Raw genomic sequence first — 24,526 nt, 5'->3', positions numbered from 1 at the left:
CCTGATTCCCACCGCCCTACGGGGCGATGGGGCCATTCTTCTTGTCCGGGTGCGCCGACAGGACGTAGCGGGTGGCGGAAAGGTTGGACAGGCCGAAGAGTTCCATCAGCCGGACTGGGTCGGCGCTGTGGCGCACTTCGTCGTAGATCCGGTCTTTGCGCAGGACGCCGGCAGCCAGGCCGAGCTGGTTGAAGGGCCTTTGGACCACGCCGGCGCTGATGGCCGGGCCGGAGTCGTCGACGGCGGTGTTGCGCGTGACGAAGAGGTGGGGGGTTGGAGCTATCGGGCCAGCGTCGGTGGCGCTCGAGTTCCCACTTTGTGGCCAGCCGAAGTGTGAAGGCGTCGAGGTAGATGAGGTGGTCCATGCGTCCCGGCCGACGTAGGCGCAGCCGGCCCTTGCTGCGGTCGAGGTCGGTCTGCAGGAGGTGGGTAAGTTGTCCCGGGAAGAGAGCGTGGATGGCGACCAGGGCGACCATGAGATGGTCGCGGGGGTCATCGAGTCGGTCAAGGAGACCGGCGACGCGGTCGGAGGGCAGCGAGGCGGGCAGAGATCGGCTGTTGGTGAGAGAGACGCTGCGAGCAGGATCGCGGAAGACGAGGCGTTCGCGTTTGAGGGCTCTGAAAAGCGAGCGTAGCGAGGTGTGCAGGCGGCGGGCCTGATCGCCGCGGAGCGGGTCCAGAGTGTCCTCGATGTGCTTCTTGGTGATCTCGCGGGGATCGGTGAGACCCTCGGCGCTCCACGCTTCGAGGGTGGGCACGACGGCGACCACGTAGTTCTCGACGGTCTTTGGGCTGCGGGCCCGGCTGGGCGTGCTCCCCTGGCCAAGGAGCACGTCGATGAACGTGTGCACCGCGGCTGCGAAGGCCGGGTGCCTGATGGCCGTGACGTGGTGCCGGGCGCTGGCGATGCAGGGGTTGCTGGGCGGTTGGGCTTCGAGGAGGCCGCGCAGACGGAGGTAGTTGATGACGCGGGCGCCTTGAAGGCTGGGGCGCATGGAGGCCAGGGCCCTGATGTCTGTCTCCCGGATGGGGACGGCGGCGCCGAGGTGCCCCGTCACGATGCGCAGGGTGCGTATGCTGCCGCTGAACGAGTCGGTGCTCCATCCGCGGCCCCGCATTGTACGTAGTGAAGTCGGCGACCAAGCCAGCGGCCGCCTCGGTGAGGGCGGGCGGCCTGGTGGTGTCCAGACGGGGCCAGTCCCGGGGCGGGGCCGGAAAGAGCTCCAGCTGGGCCTGGTCGAGGAGATGCTCGGACAGTCGGCGTGCGGACTTGGCCCGGGCGCGGGCGCGTCGGCGCTTGAAGGCGAAGCGACTCCCGCATGGAGCAGCGGAACGAACTCGTCAGCGCTCCAGTTGCCGCATAAGCCCGTGCCCAGGATTCGGGGTCAAGCCCCTCATGGCGGTTGAGCTGGTTCCTGAACGCCCTTCCGCGCCGGTGACCGGGCGAGCCCTCAGACGATTCCGAGATGGTGCTTGAGGGTCGGCCCGTCGTAGTCGTGCCGGAAAAGCCCCGCGCGGCGCAGCGCCTGCACCACGCCCTGGGTCAGCAGCTCCAGCCCCTCGGGCAGGTGGCTGTGCGACAGCACGAAGCCGTCCGCAGCCCTCTCCTGGAAGAGCTCGGCCAGCTCGGCAGCCACCTGCTCGGGCGTACCGGTGAATCCGAGGTGCAGGCTGTTCTGCCGGTGCTTGATCGCCAACTGCCGGACCGTCTGCCCCTGGTGGGTGCGCAGCCATGCCGCGCCCCGCTGGTACTGCTCCTCCCGGAGGGCCTCGGCCTCTTCGACCAGAGTGACGGGGATCGGCTCGTCCAAAGGCAGTTCGGCCAGTCGCAGGTGGGGGCTCACCACCGTCTGGAGGTAGGCGATCGCCTTGCCTACATCGATGCCGTCGACCCATTCCCTCTCCAGCGCCAACGCCTCGGCCTCGGTGGCGCCGAGGACGACGTGGGTGCCAAGCAGGATCTTCAGCGACTCCGGATCGCGGCCCTTGCGCCTGGCCCGGTCCTTCATGTCGGCGTAGAACGCCTGGGCGCTGCTGACGTTGTCGGCGGCGGCGAAGACGACATCGGCGTACGTGGCGGCGAAGTCACGGCCTTCCTCGGAGCGGCCGGCCTGGACCAGCACCGGTCTGCCCTGCGGAGAGCGGTGGATGTTCAACGGCCCGTCGACGCTGAAGTGTTCGCCGCGATGACGGATCGGGCGAATCCTCGCCTCGTCCGCGAAAACGCCGGCCTCGCGGTCGAAGACCAGCGCATCGGGCTCCCAGCTCTCCCAGAGCCCGATGGCGACATCGACGAACTCCCGTGCGCGGGCGTAGCGCGCGGCCTTGGAGGACAGCGGCTGGTCCCCGTAGTTCTCCTCGCCGACCGTTGAGGTCACCATGTTCCACCCCGCACGACCACCGCTGATGTGATCAAGGGTCGCGAACTGGCGGGCCAGGGTGTACGGCGCGTTGAAAGTGGTCGATGCCGTGCCGATGAGGCCGATGTGCTCGGTCCGCGCCGTCAGCGCCGAGAGCACGACCATGGGTTCCAGATAGTGCGGCGGGCCGCTCGCCCGCACCCGTGAGGGATCGAGGCGCATGTTGTCGGCGCGGAACAGTGCGTCGAACTTCGCGTCCTCGGCGGCCCGGGCAACCTCGGACAGCAAGGCGAGCGAGAAGGCCTCCTCGATGCGGCTGTCCTTCCGCCGCCAGAGCTGGCCGGCGGGCCGCCCGACCGACATCGCCAGATGGATCTGGCGTGGCCGTTCGGCAGCCATTACTGGGGCCCGTCGGGCAGCGGCGGATCGATGATCGGCAGAGCTTCGGCGTGCCAGCGCGCGAAGCCGCCTCTGACGTGGGTGACATTGTGGTAGCCGTATTCGTTCAATTTCTCAATGACGGGATCGGAACCGAATTCGGAATTGCAGAAGACCACGATCTCCCCGTCGTCCGGCAAGTCGGAAAGCTGCGATATCAGGCTCGGCGAATCAGGGTCGAGCAGCTCATCGGCGTGCGCCTTGTTCACCTTCACTGCACCTTCGATGTCGCCTTTCGGGGCGTCCGGCCGATTCCGGCGCACATCGATGAAGAGAGCCCCCGCCTGACGCTTCTTCTCGGCGACATCGGGCTCGATCAACTGGTCTGCGTGGTGAATGACTCGGCTCTCCGGGCTGGCCATGTCCGTGATTCCTCCTCGATATTTTATGATCCGACAGAACGGGCGCCACGCTATTGATCCATGATTCGGTGGGCGCCCGTCGTGCCGCCTCGAACTCTATTTCCTCAATGCCGCCGGCACAACCCTGCAACAAACACTACGGGCTTGAATCATAATTTCGGAGGCATTAACTAATGATTCGCACGGCTGCGGGGCGCTCGAAGACCGCTCGGAGGGCAGTTCGAACCGCCCGCTCAGAAGCCGACCGGCCGACGCGGTGTGTACGGACCCTCCAGACGCGCGATCTCGTCCTCGTCGAGCTTGACGTCAATCGCCCCCAGCAGCTCTTCGAGCTGTTCGATCCTGCTCACGCCGACGATCGGCGCACTGACCGCGGGCTTGTGCAGGTTCCATGCCAGCGCTACCTGCGCCCGGGTGAGATCCCGTTCGGCCGCGACCGCGCCCACCTCCTCCACGATGGCGCGATCCGATTCCTGCGCCTGGTTGTAGAAGGTGGAACCCGGCTCGTCCGTCTGGAGCCGGTGAGTCACCGTGCCCCACTCGCGGGCCAGCCGGCCACGGGCCAGCGGGCTCCACGGGAGCACACCGATGCCCTCTTCGAGGCAGAACGGGTGCATCTCGCGCTCTTCCTCGCGCATTAGCAGGCTGTACTGATCCTGCATCGAGACAAAGCGGGTCCAGCCATGCAGGTCCGCCACGTACTGCGCCCGGACGAACTCGCGGGCATGCATCGAGGAGGCCCCGATGTAGCGGACCTTCCCGGAACGCACCAGGTCATCAAGGGTCTGGAGGGTCTCTTCCACCGGTACGGAACGGTCCAGGCGGTGAATCTGGTACAGATCGATGTAGTCCGTGCCGAGGCGTCGCAGACTCGCGTCGACCTGGCTCAGGATGGCGCCGCGCGACAGCCCGCCGCCCTTCGGCCCGGGGCCCATGCGGCCGTTCACTTTGGTCGCGATGACGACCTGCTCGCGTACCCCGAACTCCTGGATGAGGGCGCCGAGGATTTCCTCGCTCGTCCCGTCGGAGTACACGTTCGCCGTATCAAAGCAGGTAATTCCGGCATCCAGCGCCGCACGAACTACGGGTCGCGCTTCATCGATTCCGATGGACCACGGGTGGGGTCCACGGTTCGGGTCGCCGAAGCTCATACACCCGATAATCAACCGGGAGGTGACCAGGCCGGACTTTCCAAGACGTGTGTATTCCATCGAATTCTTCCTGTTTTCATGTCCCGCCGATGAGTAGTCCTGGCGGGAAGGTGATATATGGGATGCCCCGCTTCGCCACAATCGAGACGAGGCCGACCGGAGCCGAGGCGTTTTCATCAGCCCGGCCCGTCACCGCTCATGACGGGACGGGACGAGTCCGAACTCCACTCCGACCACGAACCGGGGTACAGCTTGGCGGAGATGCCGATCATGCTCAGGGTGAGAATGTCGAAGGTGGCACCGATACCACCGCCGCAGTACACACCGACCTCGGTCCCCCTTTTTATGCCGAGCGCGGCGTACTGCTCGCGAAGCTCGTCCTGTCCTTTCAGCCGGCCGTCCGCGCCGAGATTCGCGGCGCTGGGCAGGTTCAGCGCACCAGGAATGTGTCCACCGCCCTTCTCCCCCGTATAGGCGCCGGCCGGGCGGGCGTCGAGCAGCTTGCCGGACCGTGCCAGTCGCGCCGCTCCCTCGGCGTCGAGCGTCGGCAGCGAGCCCGCCGTCACCGTGAACCCGCCGCTCGCCTCCGCCGGTTCCTCGCCGCTGAGCCGGCCGCCTGCGCTGACCCACGCGTCGACGCCCCCGTCCAGGTAGCGGACATCGGGCACACCCGCCCAGGTGAGAATCCACCAGGCCCGCGTGGCCAGGGGCGGGTCCGCGCGGGTGTGGACCACGACGACCGAGCCGTCGTTGATCCCCCATCGCCGCACCTGACGCTGGACCGCCTCCTCGCTCGGCAGCGGGTACGTGCCGGAGCCCGGGTATCGTGCGCCCGCGAGTTCTGTGGGCAGGTCGACGTAGTGGGCGCCCGGCAGACGCTCCGAAGCGGCCAGGAGGTGCGCCGACTCACGCCCGATCTCCAGCAGGACGATGTCGCGGCCACGCTCCAGTTCCTTCAGCAGGTGCTCGGCCGAGATCACGGCCTTCCGGGCGTCGGTACCTGTCATCGCTCTCCTGCCTCGCTGTTCTCGAACAGTTCCGGCAGGTCAGGGCTGTCGCCATGGGGGGAACCACGCCACAGTCCGGCGAGCACCCCGCGGGCCGTGCGGTCCGCTTCGCGCAGCGCCACGGCGTCGCCGCGTGGTGCCGGCGCGGCCAGCGAGGTCACACGGGTGTCGCGCATGAGCACGCCGAGCGCGTAGAGCTGCGACGCGGGACCTTGCTCCTCCGCACCGGCCGGCCCGAGCAGGCGTCCGGTCAGCGGTTCGGCCCGGGGTGCGGCGGTGGGTACCGGCCCGTGTGCCGAGGGCAGGTGGAAGACGTCCGCGAGCCCTCGGCGCCGAAGTCCCCGCAGCAGCGGATCCGTTCCGGTGTGGAGGCTCGGTGCCGGTACGCGTGCTTCGATCACCAGGTCCGCCCGTACGCCGGCACCGGGGACGCTCGGCGAGCTCCACCGTGCGTGGCCGGTGGCATCGGGCCGGCCGTCCGGGGTCGCGCGCGGGCCGAGGAACGTGACCACGCCGGCGTCGTGGAGCGCCAGCAGCTGCCGCAGGCGTACGGGGGGCGGACCGTTGTTGAGACGGAACGCGAGGTCGATGAAGTGCGCGTAGCTCCCGAAGTAGCTTTCGGCGGTGAGTCCGCCGTCCTCCACCGCGGCGACCAGCAGTCCGCGTGCCTTGCCGAAGGAACGGTGTGCCACCTTGAGGCTGCTCCCGGCCCCCTTGGCGGTTTCGGCCAGATCGGCGAGCAGGCGGCCCCGGACCGCGGCCCCGAACGCTGCCGGGCTGTCCCACACCCGCTGTGCGAGCGCCGCATCGCTGTCCAGGTCGAGCCGGTGCTCCGGGTCCGGGACGGCGTCGGCGACGACGTCTTGCCACTCGGCACTGTCGGGCGGCAGCGCGACGAGCGCGTCCAGCAACTGCGGCAGAGGGACGGTGAGCGCTTCCGGATTCGCCCTGGTCAGATGCGTGTAGTAGTCCCAGAGCGTGTCGCGCGCGATCGCCGGGCCCACGCCGTCGAACCGTCCAGGGCGCGGTTGACGAAGCAGCGCCTCGCCGAGGAAGCGGTGCCGGCTGTCCCCGCCCGGCACGGCCGTATTACTCGGACGGCTCCAGTACGGAACGCCATGGCGCGAGGTGGCGTGCAACACGGGTTCAGAGCCTGATGGTTCGTAGCGCAGCCCGTACGGAGTGGCGTCGTCGGGCACGAAACGTCCGCCTCGGCCGACCGTGAGCAGGGTAGCGACGTCGAAGAAGCTCAGCCCCAGGCCTTCGACCACGACGTCCGCACCCGGCTTGGCCTCGGCCAGGTCCTGGTCGCTCGCATTGTCGCCGCGCAGTCGCGGGACCGCCGTGGGCGGGCGGGTGGGTTCGCGGCCACGGGCAGGCGTCGACCAGCCGGTGCACAGGATGACGGCGTCGGCCAGGAGCGGCGTGGCGCCGCCTGCGAGGGAGACGCGGTAGCGTGCCCCGGCCCGCTCGATGTCGGTGACGCGGTCACGTCGCCAATCGTGGCGCACTCCCTCCGGGAGTGAGGCGACCACCGTCTCGTGGCACCACCGCAGGTAATGGCCGAGCAGCACGCGCGGGGTGCAGGAGTCCGGTGTCGCGGCCCTGACCGAAGCCGCCAGCTCGGGCCGCCGGGCCAGATCGGCCGCCAGTTCCCTGGTGACGACGGTACGGCCGGTGTCCGCGAGATGGCGGTCGGTGCCAAGGGCGGTACGGAGGTCGTTGCCACCGGCAGCCTCCGTCCCGGTCAGGACGGCCGCGACCTGCTGCTGCCACTCCCACAGACTCGGTCCCGCCACCTTCGGCCCGTCGGAGCTGACCGATCCGTCGAGCCATACGGTGAAGGCGGACGCCGGAGTGTTCATGAGCAGGGCGGCGCACTGGTCGGTGCGCCAGATGCGGCCCGGTCCGGGCGGGTGTTCGTCGACGGAGACGATCCGAAGCCGCCCGCCGGGCGGCCGGAACTGTCCGGTGTTCGCCGCCAGCCGCTCAAGGACCGACGTCCCCCGGAAGCCGCTGCCGATCACCACGACGACGTGCTCGGACGGCGCTGCAATCGGCGCTTCGGCCTCAGGCATGAGCGGTGGCCTCGGCCCGTCGCGCGGGGCGGCTGAGCCCGTAGTGCCGACGCAGTGTGGTTCCCGCGTAGTCCGCCGGACGCAGGCCCCGCCGTTGCAGTTCGGGGACCAGGTGCTCGACCAGCGCGTATGTGCCCTGGTGCAGCAGCTCCGGCTGCAGGTTGACGCCGTCCAGCGCCCCGGCCCTGAACCATGCCTCCAGTTCGTCGGCCGCCGTGGCGGCGTCACCAACCAGCAGGTTGTCCGCGCCGAGTCCCCCTCCGAGGCCCTGCGCGAACTCCAGGACGGTCCTGGGGCGTTCGCGCTCCACGAAGCGGTGCACCGCCCGCAGGTGTGAACGGTAGGAGTTGGAACTCTCCACCGGGGGCACAGGGGGAAGCGGGGCGTCGAGCGGCAGGTGGCTCAGGTCGTAACCGCTGAACAGGGCCAACTGCCCGAGTACATGTCGGGGATCGGCCAAACGGTTCAACTCGGCTTCGAGCGCCCGCGCTTCGTCCGTCGTACCGGCGACGAGCACGCGGAAGCCCGCGAAGACCCGCACCGAGTCCGGGTCGCGTCCCTCGGCCGCGGCACGGGCGCGCAGGTCCGCGCGGAACGCGATGCCGTCGTCGATCGTACTGACGACCGTGTAGACGGAGTCGGCGTGCCGGGCGGCCAACGTACGGCCGTCGTCCGAGGAGCCGGCCTGCACGATCACCGGCCACCCCTGCGGCGGGCGCGGGGAGTTGAGCGGACCTGCGATCCGGAAGTGATCGCCGGCGTGATCGACCGGGTGAATCTTCTCCGGGTTCACGTACCAGCCCCGGTCGCGGTCCTGGACGATCGCGTCGTCCTCCCAGCTGTCCCAGAGCTTCTTGACGGCCGTCACGAACTCATCCGCCCGGCGGTAGCGATCGCCGTGCTGAGGCAGTTCCTCCTGACCAAAGTTGCGGGCGGCTGCCTGGATGGCACTGGTCACCACGTTCCAGCCGAACCGGCCACGGCTGATCCGGTCCAGCGACGCGGTCTGGCGGGCGACGACGAAGGGATCGGAGTAGGTGGTCGAGATGCTTCCTATCAAGCCGATGCGGCTGGTGCCCACCGCCAGCGCGGACAGCAGGGTGAGCGGTTCGAACGCCGGTGCCAGGGCGGCGGGTTCACGCGAGAAGGTGAGCTTGTCGGCAAGGAACAGGGCGTCGAACCCGCCACGCTCCGCGGTACGGGCGATGTCGAGAAGCGCGTCGATGTCGTTGATCTCCGCCAGGTCCACGGAGGGGTGGCGCCACGCGGCAGGGTGCGAGCCGGCCGGCTTGATGTTCAGGTTCAGGCCGAGCGTCGCTCGCGACGGTCCGGGCACGGTGGTCTCCTTCAGTACATGCCTAGGCATAGAGATCTCGCATCTGCCCGCGCATAGCGCGCCCGATCGCGTCGGCGAGCTGGTCGATCGCCGCCGTGTCGTCCGGCAGTCGAAGCGTGGCGATGCGGAGAAGGCCTGCGGATGGTGGTTTCACGAAACTGCGGCTGCCCGCGCCGACCGAGTAGCCGGCGGTGGCGAGGTCGATGAGGGTGTCGACCTCGCTGTTCACTTCGACCCAGAGAAACTGGGCATTCGGGCCGGAGTGGGTGGTGATACCGCGTCGCAGCAGCGCGTTGGCCAGCGCCGCCTTGCGCTTGGCGTAGACGCCGCGCGCCCGCTTGAGCGTCCGGGCGGTGGCGGAGCTCTCGATGAGGTGGGCGAGCGCGTCCTGCATGATGCGGCTGTTGACGGCCAGCCCGTAGCTGCGGTTGTCGCGGATGCGCTCCACCGCCTCGCGCGGACCGCCGATCACCGACGTACGCAGATCGACCCCGTACGACCGGCAGAACGAGCGCACGCGTACAACCTGGCCCGGCAGAACAGTGCCGAACGTCGGGCCCGCCACGTTGGCGAGCGGACCCACCGCGTCGTCCTCGACCACGATGACGTCATCGAAACCGGCGATGACGTCGGCGAGTTCCCTGACGCGCGCGGCGGTGGCGGGCGGCGTCATGGCGTATGGGCCGGTCGGCTGGAACAGGTAGGCGCGGGCGCCCTGCTTCAGGGCTGAGGCCAGTGCGTCCGGGTCGGCCCCGTTCGCGTCGGCGGGTACTTGGAACACTTCGAGGCCCAGCCGCCGGATGTGATCGAGAAGGCCGGGATTGATCGGGACGTCGATCGCGAGCTTCCCGCTCGGCGTGGCCAAGGTGCCGACGCAGAGCAGCGCGGCCTCCGCGCCGCTGCCGCCCGCGATGTACGCCTCGGCCGCAAACGGCCAGTCCCGCTGGGCGACCGTCCGCAGACGGTCGGTGATGTACTGCCGGACGTTCGAGTGAAGGTTCGGGCTCCGCAGACCGGCGGCCAGGGCGTCGGCCAGGTCCGGCAGCAGTTCTGGGTCGGACGAGGCGTGTGCGAGTTCACCGACCGGGCTCGTCGCCGGCGCATCGGTACCGCCGGGTTCGACGGCGGAGGCCGGCCGGGTGGCGAGGGGATCGGCCACCACGGTGCCGCCCCGTCGGCGCGTCTCGACGAGGCCCTTGCCGCGCAGTACGGCGACGGCGTCGCGGATGTTGCGGAAGCTCACCCCGGACTGCTCACTCAGCGCGCGGATCGTGGGCAGCCGCGTGCCCGGCTGGATCACTCCCTCACGGATCTTGCGTTCGAGCAGCGGTACGACGGACTCGGCGGAACCGGCCGCCGCGATGTGATGGACCAGCCAGTCGTCGTCAAGTTGCTCGACATCAGCGGCGTACGGGGTTTCATTCGCGTGTTCTTTGTCCATCGTTTCGTTCGCCCGCGCAATCCTCGCATCGGTCGGTCTGTGCGCCGGTCGGGCGCCACGACCGGCTGAGCCGGCAGGCGCTGCCCCTCTCTTCGACTCCTCGTGGCAAGGCAGGCGGCGCGTCCGGACCGAGACCGACACGAGCCCCGTCCAGACGCGCCAGGTCACCGCGCCGCCACCTGATATACGTAGCCCTGCGGCGTGAACTTCGTGGCGCCGATGAAGTCCGTCGACCACTCCTCCACGACGGACAGCGGGTCTACGTCCTGGTAGCGGTCAGGGTAGGCGAACGTCGCGAAGAAGAGCGGCGAGATCTGGTTGCCTGCCAGGTCGAAGGCCCACGGGTTGTAGAGGAACAGCTTGCCGTTCCGCACGGCCTTTAGGTTCTTCCAGCCCGGACGGGCGAGCAGCTTGTCGGCGATCGACTTGTACTCCGCGTCGGATCGCCCGCCATAGAGGTTGTCAGTCTCCACCACGATGACGTCCGGGTCTGCGGCCAGCACCGCGGCCGGGTCGGAATCGATGGTGTTGCCCGGGCTGTCGGCGAAGATGCTCTTGATGTTGGCGTCGGCGAACGCCAGCGTCTTGCCGCCCTCCTCGCCGATGGTCTTGCCTGCGTTGTCCTCGTAGTAAGCGGTGGCCTGGGTCTGCACCTGCCCGGCCCGGGCCGTGAACGCGCTGACCTTGTCGGTGAACGCCAGGACCTTGGCGGCCTCCTTGTCGCGCCCCAGCACCTTGCCGAGCAGCTCCACGTTGGTCTTCCAGTCCTGCGATATCCAGGAACTCACGACCAGTACCTCGACGCCCGACGACTTCAGCGAGGACTCCGCCGCCTGCCACGGCTGGTTGCCGTACAACACCACGGCCTGCGCGCCGCTCTGGACGATGCGCTCGTAGTTCAGCGCGTCGGCACTCGCGCCGATAGACAGACTCGACGGGAAGTCGGCGAAGTTCTCCTGGTCGATCGTCTTCTCGTCGATGCCGACGATCTGATCGCGGGCGCCGAGGGCGAGCGCGAGGTCGACGTTGAAGCCGCCGACGATGGCGACCTTGCTGATCGCACCGTTCGGGAAGTCGACCTTGCGCTTCACGCTGTCCGTGACCGTGACGGGGGATGCGCCGGAACTCGATCCCGACCGGCTCGCCGCCCCGCCGGAGCCGCTCTGCGCACTCCCGCTGCACGCTGTCGCGATCAGGGCGGTGACAGTCAGCAGGGCCGCAGCGGCGACCGTGCGCAGCCGGCGAGTGGATGGATGGATCACTTCTCTCCTCATGGGTGAAGGTGACGCGGAGCGTCAGGACACGGCGGGAACGGGCAGCGATTCGATGATGGGATGTACCTGGACAGCACCGTCGCGTTCGAAGAGATCGACCTCAACGCCGTACACGCGCTCCAACACCTGGCTGTCATAGACATCATTGGGTCGGCCGAACGCGACGATCCGGCCGCCCTGGAGGATCGCGACCTTGTCGCAGAAGCGAGCCGCCAGGTTGAGGTCATGGATCGCGATCAGCGAGACGAGGTTCCGACTTCGCGTCAGGTCACGTACATGACGCAGGGTTTCGACCTGGTAGCGCAGATCCAGTGCGCTGGTGGGTTCGTCGAGCAGCAGGATCTCCGGCTCCTGGGCGATGGCACGGGCGATCAGGACCCGCTGCGCCTGGCCGCCGCTCAGATCGCCCACCGAGAGGGCGATCATTTCCGTCAGCCCCATGTGCTCGATCGCGGCGTCGACGATCTCCCAGTCCTGGCGGCGCGGCCGCATCCCGAAGTACGGCGTCCGGCCCAGCAGCACCGACTCGCGTACCGACAGCTGAAAGGTCGCCTCCCCCGACTGCGGCACATAGGCGACCACCTTGGCGTGGTCGCTCATCCGCAAATGGTTGAGGTGCTTGTCCTCGTACCTGATCGACCCGGTCCGCAGCCTGTTGACGCGGGCGATGAGCTTCGTCAGCGTCGACTTGCCCGAGCCGTTCGGACCGAGCAGACCGACGAACTCGCCCTGCCGCACCGCCAGGTTCACGTCGTGCAGCACCGCTCGGTCGCGGGAGTAAGAGAAGGCCACGCCTTCGACGGATAGCGTCATGACTGGGCCAACGTTCCTTTCGAAAGTACGAGGTTGATGAAGAGCGGTGCGCCGATGAGTGCGACGACGATGCCGACCGGGATCACGACCGGGGACAGCACGGCCCGGCCGACCACATCCGCGTAGAGGATGAGCAGACCTCCCGCGATGGCCCCGAACGGCAGCAGGTAGCGGTGGTCCGAGCCCACCACCAGGCGCGCGATGTGCGGACCGACCAGCCCCACGAAGCCGATCACGCCGGTGAAGGACACGACGACCGCGGTCAGGACGACCACCACGATGATGAGGGCCAGGCGGGTACGACGTACGTTGACGCCGAGGCTCGCCGCCGCGTCGTCGCCCGCGAACGCGATGGCGTTGAGCGCCTTGGCGCGTGCGAACAGATACGGCAGCGTGACCGCCAGCAGGATCGAGACGACCAGCACCTGGTGCCAGGTGGCGTCGTTCACCGAGCCGAAGGTCCAGTGGACGATCTCGGCCAGCGTGTTCTCGTCGGCGAAGAACTGTGTGGCCGAGGTGAGCGCCTCGAAGAGCTGGAAGAACGCCATGCCGACCAGAAGCAGCGTGATGGCCTTCATGCGCTTCAGCGATGCCACTCCCAGGACGATCAGCGAGACGACCAGGCTGAAGGCCAGGGCGCTGAAGATCGTCACGACCGAAGACGGCGTGTGCCCGGCCTTGTTGGACAGCACGATGGCCAGCGCCGCTCCGAAGGATGCCGCCGGCGAGAGACCAAGGGTGTAAGGGCTCACCAGTGGATTGCGCAGCAGCCCCTGCATGACGACCCCGGACACCGACAGCACGGCACCGGCCAGGAACGCCAACAGCGCCCGTGGCAGCCTCAGTTCGGCGACGATCATCTCCGTGGGGCGGAAGCTTTCGCTCGATTGAGCCCCGAAGACATGAATGGCGATCGCATGAAAGACGTCGCCCAGGCTAATACCCGCCGTGCCGATGACAACCGACAGCGCGATCGACAGCAGCGACACCACCAGGCTGACGCCGATAATCAACGGCCGGGATGGCCGACCCCACAGCGGTACGGCCTGGAAGGTTCGCGCAAGTGCGTTGGTCATAACACTCCGTGTCACAGGCGGACGCTCCACGCCCGCTGTCAGTCGGCGCGCGCGTCGGCAATGGTTTGGTGAATCAAATGACTGTTCTCGAATATGATCCGGCTCGCTGCCCAGAGGAGGGCGACTGATCGAGAACACGTCGATCCGCTAGATCGAGCGCAGGAATGTGTGCCGGATACAGGCAGGGCCGTGCGCTCAGCGCACCGGCCAAGGGGTCGACGGGGTCGCTAGACCGAAGCGACTTCAACCCAACAACAGCGACAACAACAACTGAGCCGCACCATACTCGCGCACGCGCGATTGGTCTGCGGCAGCACGACGCTCTGCGCCGGGCTCGGGCTTGTGTGGGAGACGGACCGCACCACTACCTCTGCGGGGTTCACGGTCACAGTCCACCTCCCAAGTCCTGATCTCGCGCCGCGGCGAATCTTTTCGTCTGATCCACCGTCACTCAGCGCATCATATGGTGACCGAGGGAAGGAATCAACCCCTGCCCGGATCGTTCTACTCTTCAGCGTACGGGAGTTGGCACGCGCGCTCATGGCTCGGGTCGCCGCCGGCATCCGTCGGCGGCGGACGACCGCCGCCGAGGAGCCCTCGTGGCAGAGCGTGTCGGCAGCCATGACATCGCTGATCCTCAACCCCGAGGAACTCATGAACGACCTCATCGCGCTACGCCTCGGCATCTACCGACAACCCGTGATGGCCGCCGCGATGCCGCGCCTGCTCGCCTTCACACACGGCGGCCAACACCTTGGCCAGGAGGAGTGGGCGCAGATCAAGCAGCCCGTTCTGGTCGTTGCCGCGGTTCGACGTCCCCAACATGTTCCTCGACAACGCCTACGTCATCCATGCCGCGGCTCCGGCCGCCGAGGGCCTTGCGGCGCTTGCCGGGTTCGTGTGGCGACGGTGCTGTGCGCCGTGGCTCCCACGATGCAGCTCTTCCTGGCCGCCCGCACCCTGCAAGGCGTGGCCAACGCCTTCACCACACCGCTGCTGGTCGCCGCCATTTCCGACCTCGTCGGCGCGGCGCGTCTGGGCCGTGCGCTCAGCTGGTTCGCCGCCGCGCAGGCGGCCGGGCAGGGAATGAGCCCGCTGTTCAGCGTGAAGTTTCCCCGTGATCATGGACACATTTTCGTTATGCCGCGAGGGCCTGTTCTTGCTGGTAGCGCATGCGGGTCTCGTGGGGTGTGAGGTAGCCCCAGGTGATGTGTTTGCGGAGCCTGCGGCGGTTGTAGAAGGTCTCGATGAAGTCGAAGATGTCGGCGCGGGCGGTGGCCCTGTCGGGCCAGAAGCGGGTGCCGATTTCCTCTTTGAGGACGGCCCAGAAGCTTTCGGCTGCGGCGTTGTCGTAGCAGATCCCGGTCCGGCCCATGCTCTGCCGGCCGCTCAACTCTCGTATCTTGTCGCGTAGTTGAGTCGAGGTGTATTCGGATCCGCGATCGGAGTGGATCACGCAGCCGGGTTGAAGGCGGCCCAGCTTCGCGGCCATGTCCAAGGCGTCGACGACGAGGTCGGCGCGGTGGTGATCGGCCATCGAGTAGCCGATGACCTCGCGGGTGGCCAGATCGAGCCAGCCGGCGAGGTAGAGCCAGCCCTCGCCGGTGGGGATAAAGGTGATGTCCCCGACGATCTTCTGGCCGGGTGTCTCGGCGTGGAAGTGACGGCCGATCAGGTCGGGGGCCGGGGGCCCTCGATCCGCAAGTCGCCCGCCTGCTGCTGGACGCACTGACCCCCGAGCATGTCCAGCTCGCCCTGGCCGCGGCCGACCAGGTCCACCACCGCCACCAGCGCTCCCACCGAGCGGCCGAACTCGCCGTCGAGCGCGCCCGCTACGAAGCCGACCGCGCGGAGCGCTCCTTCGCCCAGGTCGAACCGGAAAACCGGATGGTCGCCCGGTCACTGGAAACCCGCTGGGAGGCGAAACTCGCCGTCCTCGCCCAGGCCGAGACCGCACTGGCGGACCTGATCGCCGCCGAGCCGGCCGTGCCCGAACCCGGCAGCCTGCAACAACTTGCCCACGACCTCCCGGCCTTGTGGGACGCGCCGACCACCACGGCCAGAGACCGAAAGCGCCTGCTGAGGACCCTGATCGCGGACGTCACCGTGCGACATGTCGACAACGCTCGCGCACACATCGGCGTCCGCTGGCACACCGGCGCCACCGACGAGATCACCTGCGACCGGCGCACCAACCGCAACCCGACGGCTGCCGTGTTGATCGTCCGCGAACTGCTGGACACCCGCAGCGACGCTGCCATCGCCGAGCACCTCAACACACTCGGCTTCACCACCGGCAAGTCCCGTCCCTTCACCGTCGCCTCGATCCGGCACATCCGCCAGCAGCACGCAATGGGCTCCAAACGCAATGACCCCACCGGCCCCGGCGAAATCACGGTGCCGCAGGTCGCCCGCATCCTCCACATCCACGAGTCCGCGGTCTACCCCTGGCTCCGCAACGGCGAGATGACCGCCCACCAGGGACGCCACCGCCGCTGGTGCATCCCATGGAACGACGAGACCGAGGCGTACTGGCGCACTCGCGTCGCAACCTCCGCACACCTCACGCGCACAAACCCCAACTACGAGACAGGACAGGCAGTATGAACCCGACTTCCCAGGTCCCGGCGATCGAGGGGTAGCGCTTGCCCCATTTCTCGTCGAACTCGTCCAGCCGGGCGCGGGCTTCGTCCTCGTTGACGGCGGTGTAGACGGGCTTGAGATCACGGGCGAGGTCGGCCCAGTCACGGCGGGAGGCGTAACGGAGCGACGCCCGGATCAGGTGGACCACGCAGGTCTGCACCACGGTGTCGGGCCAGACGTTGTTGACCGCTTCGGGCAGCGCGGTCAGCCCGTCGCAGACCAGCATGAGCACATCACGCACCCCCCGGTTCTTGATCTCGGTCAGCACGGTCTGCCAGTACTTGGCGCCTTCACCGCCGGTCCCGGCCCACAAACCGAGGATCTCGCGATAGCCCTCGGCGGTGACCGCGATGGCCACATGGATCGGACGGTTGGCGACCTGCCCGTCCCTGATCTTGACGTGCACAGCGTCGATGAAGACCACCGGATAGACCGGGTCGAGCGGGCGGGTGCGCCAGGCCGCCATGGACTCCAGGGCCTTATCGGTGATGGTGGAGATGGTCTCCTTCGTCGTCGACATGCCGTAAGTCTGGGCGAGGTGGGAGACGATCTCGCCGGAGGTCAGCCCCTTCGCCGTCAGCGAGATCACCAGGTCATCCAGCGCTCCGGTGCGACGCGCGTACTTGGGCAGCATCCGGGGCCGGAACGTGCCCAGTCGATCCCGGGGAACCTGCACCGTGACGGTGCCGACCTCCGTTATCACCTTCTTGTTCCGGTAGCCGTTGCGCATGTTGCCGCCCGAACGCGACCCGCGCCCGCCGGCCTGACCGGCCTCCGCGGCCAGGTGCTCTTCCATCTCGGCCTCCAGCGCGGCCTGCATCAGATGCTGAGCCAGCTCGGGCAGCAGCCCGCCCTCGCCCATCAGCTTCAGCCCCTCGCCGCTGCGGACCCTCTCGGTCGCGAGCATCGTCAACTCGTCCAGCAGCGGCAGACTCAGTCCGTTCACCGAGGGCTTCGCGCCCGTCGTCGTCCTCACGTCGGCACCCTGGGCGCTGCCATCGGACGCGGCAAGCGACACGCCGCCGCCGGCCTCGATCAGGTGATCAGTTGTCGTACTCATCAGGTGACTCCTTCGGGGAAGTTCACACCTGATTCCTTACACACCCGACCGGCCTATGCTCCGCCCTTACTTTCGCCACCGACGCCCTCGACCTCTCGAACCGTAACGCCGGAGTCTGACCGAGGACCGCAGAAGGCCGCCCCACGCCGATCAGGCGGGGGCGGCTGGCCTTGTTCATGAGAACAACAGAGGCTGTGCACCACTTCGGGAGGCATTCGGCCGTGCCTGTAATCGAACAGCCTGTGGCGCGTCGGCATACTGTCGACCGCTACTGCGGCGGCTGCGGCGGCTGCGGCTGCGGCTGCGGCTGCGGCTGCGGCTGCGGCGACAGAACGGGATCGCGGCACAGCACGACTCGAAGTGCGCTCAGCTTTCTTCGATCACACCATCGTCGACGGGCATGGGAACAAGCCGGTCGCTGTCTGAGAGGTCGAGCGCTCGGTGGATGCCGCTGATGGGAGGGGAGTCGTTGTCGGTGACGATGATCTGTAGCCGATCAATGTTCTCTGTGGCTGCGCCGAGCAGGGCTGCATACATGTTGCGCAGACGGCGGAGGTCGTGTCCTTCATGGCCGACATTGCTGCTGATGCCGTCGATGATCAGCAGGTTGGGCAAGGGAATGGTCGTGTCTGCCATCGCTACGCGTTGATGGGCCAGTACGTGCGCCACGTTGACGAGGACCTCTACCCCCTGCGATTCGAGGTCAGCGAAGGAGCGGCCGTCGACAACCGGCAGATAGGTCTCGCGGCTGATACGTGATCCTTGGCGATTGTCGAATCGGGGCGCATCGAATTCTCGCAGCGTGGCTTCGAGTGCTCGGTCAAGGCTGGAGAGTCGTTCATGCACGGACGGATTGCTGTGGCGTGCGGCAGCGATGCGTTCGTTGAGGTCGTCTTGTTCCTGCTGGAGTTGTGCCACTCGATCCCCCTGGCCGCGCAACCGGTCGTGCAGGTCCAAGGCGTCGTGGAGTCGGGCAAGGTGTTCCTCCAGGCGGCCTTGCCTGGTTGCCAGTTCACGCACGTGGTCGGTCTGGTCCGTCAGGTAGATGGCTGCGGCTCGCTCGAGTTGGCTGCCCAGGTCAGAGCGCAGCTGCTGCAGCGCGGTGTGCCTCGCCTTGAGGGCTTCGAGTCGGCGTGTGCTGCGTTCTACGAGTTGGTCGGTCTCCGTGACCTGGTCGATAACGCGGTCCTGCTCGGCGGCCAGTGCTGCAGGGGCGGGAGCATCGGGCGGGGTCTGTAGGCACAGGCGGCAGGTGTCCTCGTCCCCGCGCTCGGGGACGTCTGAGCCGCAGCGTGGGCAGGTGTGGAATTCGAAGTCGTTGAGCAGACGCTCCGCGACCAGGGCCCGAGTGAGACGCCGGCTCTGGGCGACGAGTTGACCACGAAGTTCTTGGAGCCGGCCGATGGTTGCCCGCTCCGCAGCTTCCGTGTCACTCAACTGGCCCAGGTCGGCTTCCACCTCGGAAATCTGCCGCCGCAGTCCGACTGTGGTGGGGTCTGCTGTGCGCTCGGTCAATTGGATGTCCTCCAGACGGGCGCTGGCCAACTGCGCTTGGGTCTGGTCTCTTTGGACTTCGAGGTGAGCGCGGGAGGAGTAGTTCGAGCTCTCCAGGATGCGCTCTAGGGTGGCCGCGTCCGCGGTCAGACTCCGCAGCTCGGTGCTCACCTCGCGCAGGCGCTCACGCAGCCCTGCGGCTTCAGGCTCGTAGAGGCCATAGAGGATCTCGAAGACGTACTTGCGCTTGATGTTCTTGTGGTTGTTGTCAGGGGTCCCGAAGACCGAACTGTCGATCTCCTTCTGTCGCAGGATGCAGTACATGAGGTAGTCGCTGATGGTGACGGGGACCAAAGGGCTGGCGTCGTCTGTGGGCGCGCGAGGAACACGCACGGCACGAAGGTGCAGCATGTCCAGCCACCAGTCGCGGAAGGTCTGGTCGTAGCCTTCCTGGAGTTCGCTCGCGGGAAGTCGCCATACCTCCTGCTGTCCGCCGACTTCGGCAATGTCCACTTTGGCAGTGCTGGTGGTGACGAGTTGGCGGACGATTCGGAAACGGCGGTCGCCGACGACGATCAGGCCTGCGATGGTTCTGCCCCGGAGCTCCGGGATCACCTTGACGTCAGCTCCCAGGAGCGCGCGCAGGCAGTTAACGGTGGCGGTCTTGCCGCCGCTCATCGCTCCGACGATCGCGTTCATTCCTGGTTCGAAGCGAACGGCCCGGGTGGTGCCCAGCAGCTGTAGTTCTTCGATGCGCAGTCTCACAACGGGGTCCCCCAGTCCGCCGCGACGATGTCGGGGAACTCTTCGTAGATCATGTTCTTGAGCGTGGTGCCGGTGACGTCGAAGTGCCGGCGCAGCAGAACGGCGCGCTCGCGCACGGGTTTCCAGCTCTGACTGCCTGCCAGTGCCAGGGCGACCTCGTGTCCCTTGTCCGTACTGCGGTAGGTGGCGATGGCGTCGTAGTGCCGCGGTGTAACGAGGCCCTTGCCGGTGAGTGCGCCCAGGAGTGTGTAGTAGGAGGGGTCCCACGGGCCGTAGCGGTAGCGGATCATTTTCTGTTCGATGACGCCGGTCAGCCAGGGATCCTCGCCCACCTCGACGTCGGGACGCCGACGCTGCATCAGGACCTTGAATCGGTCCGGATAGCGTAGGAGGAAATCGAGCTTCGCGAGCTTCATGCGCCCTTCGACGCCCTTGGCCACGCGGGTGGCGGAGAAGACGTCGATCAGCGTCAGAAGTCTGGCCTGTGCATCCGCCGAGGGTGGTCCTCCTCCGGTGGCCGGCAGAGGCAACTCCCGCACGATCACGTCAGGAGGCGTCACGAGCGCTCCCCCAGTCGAACTTGCACTGGTCGGACACGGCGCAGGCGCGGCCCATCAGGAGCACCCCGTCTCGCGCGTAGAGCGGGCGACGGTCCACTTCCTCGGGCCTGTTCTGCAACGACTCCTGCAGGGAGTCGAAAATGGCGTCTGCCGGTCGAGGGTTCTCGTTCTGCGCACGCTTCATCCGCCGGGCTAGGTAGAGCAGCCGCCGATCCAGGTCGGTTTCGACAGCCTCGTCAGGCCACGTCCCTCGAGCCACCTCCGTCAGACGGTGATGGTCAGCATGAGCACGCATCATCTGGGCGTCCTCAATCACGTCACTGGACGCGCCCCCACGGCGCAGCTTGCGGACCAGCTGCGTCTCCTCCATCAGGAGCAGGTCCGCGACCTCTCCGAGCAGAATGTGGTCCGGGCGCAATAGACGTTGGCGAATGTCGTACACAGTCGCCTGCGTGAGCCGCTTGTCCAAGAGAAGGGCAGGCTGCAGATCGAGGGCCAGCAGCCTCGGCCACTGAGGTCCCAGACGCCCCTGAGTCGCGTTTCTGGTGAGGCGCAGGATCTCCGTGTAGAGGGATTCGATCAGCGCAACCGTCGCGCTGGGGCCGCCAAGACTGCTCATGACGCGCAGATTGTGGGCCTCGACGTCCTCGCGCCGGGCCAAGCGGCGCACCCGGACGCGGCTCAGGAAGTCGCCCACCTGGTCTTGCTCTTCGTCAGCCTTCTTCAAGTGCCTGGCCACGCGCGAGAGGCACGCGGCGTTCGCGTGACCGACGCCCCGAGCGAGCGCTGCAAGGGGCTCGTCCGCCAGATCGAGGGGCCCCTCTACTGCTACGGTCAGCTGGTAGGTCAGATGCACCGTCTGAAGGCTCTGGTAGGTGCGCCACAGACTCTTCAACGCGCCCTTGGCGAGCACATCGGTCAACGTCCACGGCTCCACTGCATCGCGCGTCTTGACCTGCTGAAAGTCCCACAGCAGATCACCAGAGGCGCACCGGGGATCACCCTTCCGAGCGATCACAATGTCCTCAATGTGCTCGCACGTGACGTGCTCCACACCGCCGTCCGCCGAGAGCATCTCCAGAACACCCTGCGCCGCGATGTGGACCTGATACTCGTATCGGCGCAAGGTCGTGGAACCGGAGTCATCCGGCGCTTCAACCTCAATTGGATCGTCCATGTGCCCCCGCCTCGTAACTCCCCAGGCACGCAGCGTAAATGGACAACGATCAATCGTCTAGGGATTCGAGATCGAGCCCCGCCCTCGTCAACGCCTCGGGAGCCAAGGCGCTGCGGGGAAGGCCTACCTGAGTCAAGGGACCGCACGGCACGATGCTGCTCATGAGGGCCACGTCCAAGGCGAGGACGATTGCGCTGGGTGTGACTTCCGGGCCGGGCTGGCGAGAGACAGCGCACGCGGCTGACCGCACCTGAACGCCGAGGGCGCCACCTGTACGCCGGTGGCGCCCCTCGGCAATCCATCTATTGCTCGCCTACTCCAGGTAGATGCCGACGAAGACACCGTCGAAACCGAGCGCGGCCAGGCCCGCCTCGGCACTCGGGTAGGTCGTCCCGTGCGAACCGCCGATCAGGGCGTCGAAGTCGGCACGGCTGATCTCGGGCTCGAGCCACTGGTTGCCGCATCGGCAGCGGATCCAGACGTTGCGGCTGTGGTTGATGAGCAGCCAGTCGCGTCGGGCGCGGCAGGCGGAGCACATCACGGGGATGCCTCCGAGGGCGAGTTCGCGTGAGTGGCCGACGCAGCGAATCGCGCCGGGGCTGTCGGCCGGCCGCGTCTCGTACTGGAGCTGGAGCAGGGGATCGGTACCAGCGGGGAGGACGGGCAGTGCGGGTGCCGGCTCCCTGGTGCGGTCGGTGGTTCTGAGCACGAACGTCATCTCCCGGTCGTCGGTCCTGTTGTCATCCCTAACAGCCGGTGGAACCGGCTGTCCATATATTTCGCGGCGTCCGCTCGGTCGGTGACCGACTGCTCTGACGAGCTGGTCAGCGACGTGGTGGGCGGCGGTTCGTGTCTGAAATAGCCCCGATCGTCGCAGCTGGTGTTGGGGTCCGTTCGCTGGTGCGGCTGGTCGACGTGTTGGTCTGGCGGGTGCCGGACTGCGGGCGACGGGCAGCGTCACCCGGGTGTGCCGGGAGCTGGGCGATGCGCCGCAGGCGCCAGACCAGGACGTCGTGCACGTCTTCGGCGCTGTCGAGTTCGCGCATGTCGATGGCCTGTCGTAGGAGAGTTTCGGAGTCGTGGCCTGCCTGCTCGGCCTGGGCGAGGGTGGCGACCAAGGCGTCGGTCCTCGTCGCTGCGCCGCCCGCTCGTACGACCTCCTCCGGCAGGACTGCGCGAAGGGCGGCTTCGTGCGGGCGACGCTGGGCTTCTGGGAGGGCACGGCCTTGGTCGTGCAGCACGCGCATCGGGGTGGCGGCAGCCTGTCGGTAGGCGGTACGCAGATGCGCGGCGGCCTGTCGGGAGGCGTGGGCCTGCTGGGCATGCCCGCGGGCGGAGTGCCAGCGGGCGGCGGCGAGGGTGACCAAGACGAGGGTGGAGACGAGCATGGCGGTGGTGCCGCCGTCCTCGCCCCGGCCGAGCGCGCCGCCGGCCTGGACGATGCCTCGGGCGGCCGAGCGGAGAGCCCGGGTGTCGGCGCGTTCGGCGCGGACGTGGCTGCGGGTCGCCCGCTCGAAGGCGCGGGCGGCGGCGGCGAGCTCGGCGCGGGTGGCGACCGGTGAGGTCTGGGCTACCGCGTCGAGGAGTTCTCCTACGCCCACGAGTTGAGCGGCGGCCTCGCCGTCCTCGTCGCGTTCCAGGAGAGCGGCCGAGTGCTCGGCGATGCTGGTGGCGTTGCGTCGTTCACGGGCGGGCAGGGACCAATCCGTCCGGTCGCTGGTGGCCACGGGCGCGCTCGACTCTGCGGTCCCGTCGGCCAGCCGGAGGCGGATCTTCGGCAAGGAGAGGTCGGGAGCCAGCTTGGAGCCGGGGTACCAGATCGGTTCGCCGTGGCGGTTGCGGTCACCGGGCAGGGCGACGTTGTAACCGATGGTGTCGCCGGACGGAGCGGTCCGCGGTTTCACGCGCAGGCCCGCCTCGCGGAGCCGAGTGAAGAACTCCTCCTCGGTGGCCGCGCCGGCGAGGGCTTGGCGGACGGCTTCGCGGAGCGTCTCACGGGGGGCTTCGGGGCGGCCGGTGCGCTCGGCCTTGAAGCGTTCGGCGCTGGTGGGGGTCTGGGCCGCAGTCCCGTCACCGGGCTTGAGGCGACGCAGGCCCATCTCCCTCTCAATGCGCCGGCACTCTGCCTGGGCCTTCTTGAAGTCGTAGTTCATCCTCGGGCGGCGCAGATCGCCTCGAACCATGGTGGCCAAGATGTGGATGTGGTCATCGGCATGGCGTACGGCGACCCAGCGGCATCCGTCTGGGTCGCCCTCTGGGGCGAGGTTGACGGCGTGGACCAGACGGCGAGCAACGGTGTTCCACTCGGCGTCGCTCAGCATCCGATCGCCGGGGTCGGTGCGGACCGAGCAGTGCCAGACGTGCTGGGCAGGAGCGCTGTCGCCGGCCTGCTTGACTCGGAGGTCCAGCGCGGCGGCGAGGCGGGCGAGAGTGACCTTCGGATCGGGGTCAGGGCTGGTGTCGCGGCCAGGGTCCGGGGCGAAGCCGTCCCAGCTCCCGACGAGATGGGGGTCGACGTGTTCGTCGCGCTTGCCAGGCCCGTACAGGTAGACGAGCAGGCCGTGGGTTCGCGAGCCGCGCCGGATCTTGGGGACCATCAGAGTCGCCTCCCCAACATGGCGTCGGCGGTGTCATCAATGTGGGCCAGGAGGCGGGTCAGGTGGACGAGTGCCTGGTCGAGTTTGCCGAGGCGAGGCTGTCCGCCGGCGTTGTGGACGAAGGCGATCTGGTTGATGTTGTTGCCGATCCGGGCTAGGGCGGTACGGAGCGCAGCGAGTTCGTCAATGGCGGTGTCGAGTCGTTCGTCGGTGTGCAAGGCGGTCGAACCGCGGGCGGCGGCGAGGCCGGCTGCGGCGATGAAGCGGGCGACGGTGATGCTGCGCTGGGCGGCTGCTGCGGCGATCTCGGCATGCTCGGTGTCGGAGAGGCGCGTGGTCGTCTTGCGCGTGCGCTCGCTGGGATTGCGTCGGCGGCGGCGCGGAGTGCGGTCGGGGAATGGGGGCGAGCTGGGGCTCGGCGGGACGCGTTGGTCGTCGCTGTCGGCTTGCCCTCCCTTGACCGGCGCCCCCTGGTGCCGGTTGTCCGACTGGTTCCCGAGCGCCCTCGCTCGGGAACCAGTCGGGCTTCCGCCGCCCTCCTGGGCGGGGGCAAGTGCGTACGACGGGCCGTAGGACCGTCGTACGCGACAACTTGCTCCGCCAGGAGCCGTCGCGGGGTCACGCTGCTGTCCGGGCGTACTGACTGCGGGGTCGTTGGCGGTCACCGGGTCGTTTCCGGGTTCTGCTGCCGGATTTCGCGGACGAGTTCCTCGATCCAGTCCATCGCGAGGACCGGGTGGTGCAGCGTCCAGGGGCGAGTATCCGGGGTTCGTTGCACGGTCCAGGTGTGGTCGGGGCCGTGCTGGGCGTGGTGGAGGTGACCGTGCCGGTGCAGGACGGTCAGCCAGGAGTCGACCTCGGCGGGAGTGGCCGGGCGGGTGCGCATGAGGTGCT

Annotated in this window: 22 protein-coding genes; 2 read left to right on the top strand and 20 right to left on the bottom strand. The window is 67.9% G+C overall.

All coding sequences use genetic code 11. The annotated features are described in order from the left end of the window. Nucleotides 1–16 precede the first annotated feature (16 nt). The 11 genes from LRD69_RS28170 to LRD69_RS28120 all read right to left on the bottom strand — a co-directional run bounded on the left by LRD69_RS28170 (nucleotide 17) and on the right by LRD69_RS28120 (nucleotide 13,474). On the bottom strand, nucleotides 17–208 hold the full coding sequence (locus tag LRD69_RS28170) for a hypothetical protein (protein ID WP_277329342.1): 192 nt from the start codon (nucleotides 206–208) through the stop codon (nucleotides 17–19). A gap of 1,243 nt (nucleotides 209–1,451) precedes the next feature. Then, nucleotides 1,452–2,759, bottom strand: coding sequence for an NtaA/DmoA family FMN-dependent monooxygenase (locus LRD69_RS28165; RefSeq protein WP_277329341.1), 1,308 nt, complete (start codon nucleotides 2,757–2,759; stop codon nucleotides 1,452–1,454). After that, a complete protein-coding gene (locus tag LRD69_RS28160; protein ID WP_277329340.1) occupies nucleotides 2,759–3,160 on the bottom strand; it encodes a rhodanese-like domain-containing protein in 402 nt (133 codons plus the stop codon). The genes LRD69_RS28165 and LRD69_RS28160 overlap by 1 nt, the downstream gene beginning before the upstream one ends. 233 nt (nucleotides 3,161–3,393) lie before the next feature. Next, a complete protein-coding gene (locus tag LRD69_RS28155; RefSeq protein ID WP_277329339.1) occupies nucleotides 3,394–4,371 on the bottom strand; it encodes an aldo/keto reductase in 978 nt (325 codons plus the stop codon). Nucleotides 4,372–4,487: 116 nt separating this feature from the next. Next, a complete protein-coding gene (locus LRD69_RS28150; RefSeq protein WP_277329338.1) occupies nucleotides 4,488–5,318 on the bottom strand; it encodes a rhodanese-like domain-containing protein in 831 nt (276 codons plus the stop codon). Then, nucleotides 5,315–7,396 carry an FAD/NAD(P)-binding protein gene (locus LRD69_RS28145; protein WP_277329337.1) on the bottom strand — a complete coding sequence of 694 codons (2,082 nt, stop codon included), beginning with the start codon at nucleotides 7,394–7,396 and terminating at the stop codon, nucleotides 5,315–5,317. Before LRD69_RS28145 ends, LRD69_RS28150 begins: the two co-directional genes overlap by 4 nt. Continuing rightward, nucleotides 7,389–8,732 (bottom strand): NtaA/DmoA family FMN-dependent monooxygenase, encoded by a 1,344-nt coding sequence (locus LRD69_RS28140; protein ID WP_277329336.1) that lies wholly within the window; start codon nucleotides 8,730–8,732, stop codon nucleotides 7,389–7,391. Before LRD69_RS28140 ends, LRD69_RS28145 begins: the two co-directional genes overlap by 8 nt. Nucleotides 8,733–8,754: 22 nt before the next feature. Beyond that, nucleotides 8,755–10,173 carry a PLP-dependent aminotransferase family protein gene (locus tag LRD69_RS28135; RefSeq protein ID WP_277329335.1) on the bottom strand — a complete coding sequence of 473 codons (1,419 nt, stop codon included), beginning with the start codon at nucleotides 10,171–10,173 and terminating at the stop codon, nucleotides 8,755–8,757. A 164-nt stretch (nucleotides 10,174–10,337) separates the two neighbouring features. Next, a complete protein-coding gene (locus tag LRD69_RS28130; protein WP_277329334.1) occupies nucleotides 10,338–11,435 on the bottom strand; it encodes an ABC transporter substrate-binding protein in 1,098 nt (365 codons plus the stop codon). A gap of 33 nt (nucleotides 11,436–11,468) precedes the next feature. Continuing rightward, on the bottom strand, nucleotides 11,469–12,260 hold the full coding sequence (locus LRD69_RS28125; protein ID WP_277329333.1) for an ABC transporter ATP-binding protein: 792 nt from the start codon (nucleotides 12,258–12,260) through the stop codon (nucleotides 11,469–11,471). Continuing rightward, nucleotides 12,257–13,474 (bottom strand): iron ABC transporter permease, encoded by a 1,218-nt coding sequence (locus LRD69_RS28120; protein ID WP_277329332.1) that lies wholly within the window; start codon nucleotides 13,472–13,474, stop codon nucleotides 12,257–12,259. The genes LRD69_RS28125 and LRD69_RS28120 overlap by 4 nt, the downstream gene beginning before the upstream one ends. 387 nt (nucleotides 13,475–13,861) lie before the next feature. On the opposite strand from LRD69_RS28120, the gene LRD69_RS28115 reads away from it, so the two are divergent. Beyond that, entirely contained in the window at nucleotides 13,862–14,530 is a 669-nt protein-coding gene (locus LRD69_RS28115) for an MFS transporter (protein ID WP_277329331.1), read from the top strand. Here LRD69_RS28115 and LRD69_RS28110 read toward each other — a convergent pair. Further along, the gene (locus LRD69_RS28110; RefSeq protein ID WP_277329330.1) at nucleotides 14,475–15,065 is read right to left on the bottom strand and encodes an IS3 family transposase; all 591 of its coding nucleotides are present in this window, start codon (nucleotides 15,063–15,065) and stop codon (nucleotides 14,475–14,477) included. The genes LRD69_RS28115 and LRD69_RS28110 overlap by 56 nt on opposite strands. On the opposite strand from LRD69_RS28110, the gene LRD69_RS28105 reads away from it, so the two are divergent. Continuing rightward, entirely contained in the window at nucleotides 14,981–15,943 is a 963-nt protein-coding gene (locus LRD69_RS28105; protein ID WP_277329329.1) for a hypothetical protein, read from the top strand. The genes LRD69_RS28110 and LRD69_RS28105 overlap by 85 nt on opposite strands. On the opposite strand, the gene LRD69_RS28100 is transcribed toward LRD69_RS28105, so the two are convergent. From LRD69_RS28100 to LRD69_RS28065, 8 genes are all read right to left on the bottom strand, one after another. After that, nucleotides 15,900–17,039 (bottom strand): IS256 family transposase, encoded by a 1,140-nt coding sequence (locus LRD69_RS28100; protein WP_277329328.1) that lies wholly within the window; start codon nucleotides 17,037–17,039, stop codon nucleotides 15,900–15,902. The two genes, LRD69_RS28105 and LRD69_RS28100, sit on opposite strands and share 44 nt — an antisense overlap. Nucleotides 17,040–17,405: 366 nt before the next feature. Beyond that, nucleotides 17,406–19,298 (bottom strand): hypothetical protein, encoded by a 1,893-nt coding sequence (locus LRD69_RS28095; RefSeq protein WP_277329327.1) that lies wholly within the window; start codon nucleotides 19,296–19,298, stop codon nucleotides 17,406–17,408. Next, complete coding sequence (locus tag LRD69_RS28090) at nucleotides 19,295–19,858, bottom strand: hypothetical protein (RefSeq protein WP_277329326.1); 564 nt, start codon at nucleotides 19,856–19,858, stop codon at nucleotides 19,295–19,297. Before LRD69_RS28090 ends, LRD69_RS28095 begins: the two co-directional genes overlap by 4 nt. After that, nucleotides 19,845–21,035 (bottom strand): dsDNA nuclease domain-containing protein, encoded by a 1,191-nt coding sequence (locus LRD69_RS28085; RefSeq protein ID WP_277329325.1) that lies wholly within the window; start codon nucleotides 21,033–21,035, stop codon nucleotides 19,845–19,847. The genes LRD69_RS28090 and LRD69_RS28085 overlap by 14 nt, the downstream gene beginning before the upstream one ends. Nucleotides 21,036–21,348: 313 nt before the next feature. Next, nucleotides 21,349–21,753 (bottom strand): hypothetical protein, encoded by a 405-nt coding sequence (locus LRD69_RS28080; RefSeq protein WP_277329324.1) that lies wholly within the window; start codon nucleotides 21,751–21,753, stop codon nucleotides 21,349–21,351. Nucleotides 21,754–21,859: 106 nt separating this feature from the next. Beyond that, nucleotides 21,860–23,632 carry a mobilization protein gene (locus tag LRD69_RS28075; RefSeq protein WP_277329323.1) on the bottom strand — a complete coding sequence of 591 codons (1,773 nt, stop codon included), beginning with the start codon at nucleotides 23,630–23,632 and terminating at the stop codon, nucleotides 21,860–21,862. Further along, nucleotides 23,632–24,297: a plasmid mobilization relaxosome protein MobC gene (gene mobC, locus LRD69_RS28070; protein ID WP_277329322.1), complete on the bottom strand. Its 666-nt coding sequence runs from the start codon at nucleotides 24,295–24,297 to the stop codon at nucleotides 23,632–23,634. The genes LRD69_RS28075 and mobC overlap by 1 nt, the downstream gene beginning before the upstream one ends. Next, nucleotides 24,294–24,518, bottom strand: a complete 225-nt coding sequence (locus LRD69_RS28065) for a hypothetical protein (protein ID WP_277329321.1) — start codon at nucleotides 24,516–24,518, stop codon at nucleotides 24,294–24,296. Before LRD69_RS28065 ends, mobC begins: the two co-directional genes overlap by 4 nt. Between the last annotated feature and the right edge of the window lie 8 nt (nucleotides 24,519–24,526).

Source organism: Streptomyces sp. JH14, from assembly GCF_029428675.1.
Lineage (GTDB): Bacteria > Actinomycetota > Actinomycetes > Streptomycetales > Streptomycetaceae > Streptomyces.
This window is presented reverse-complemented; position numbering and strand designations above follow the sequence as displayed.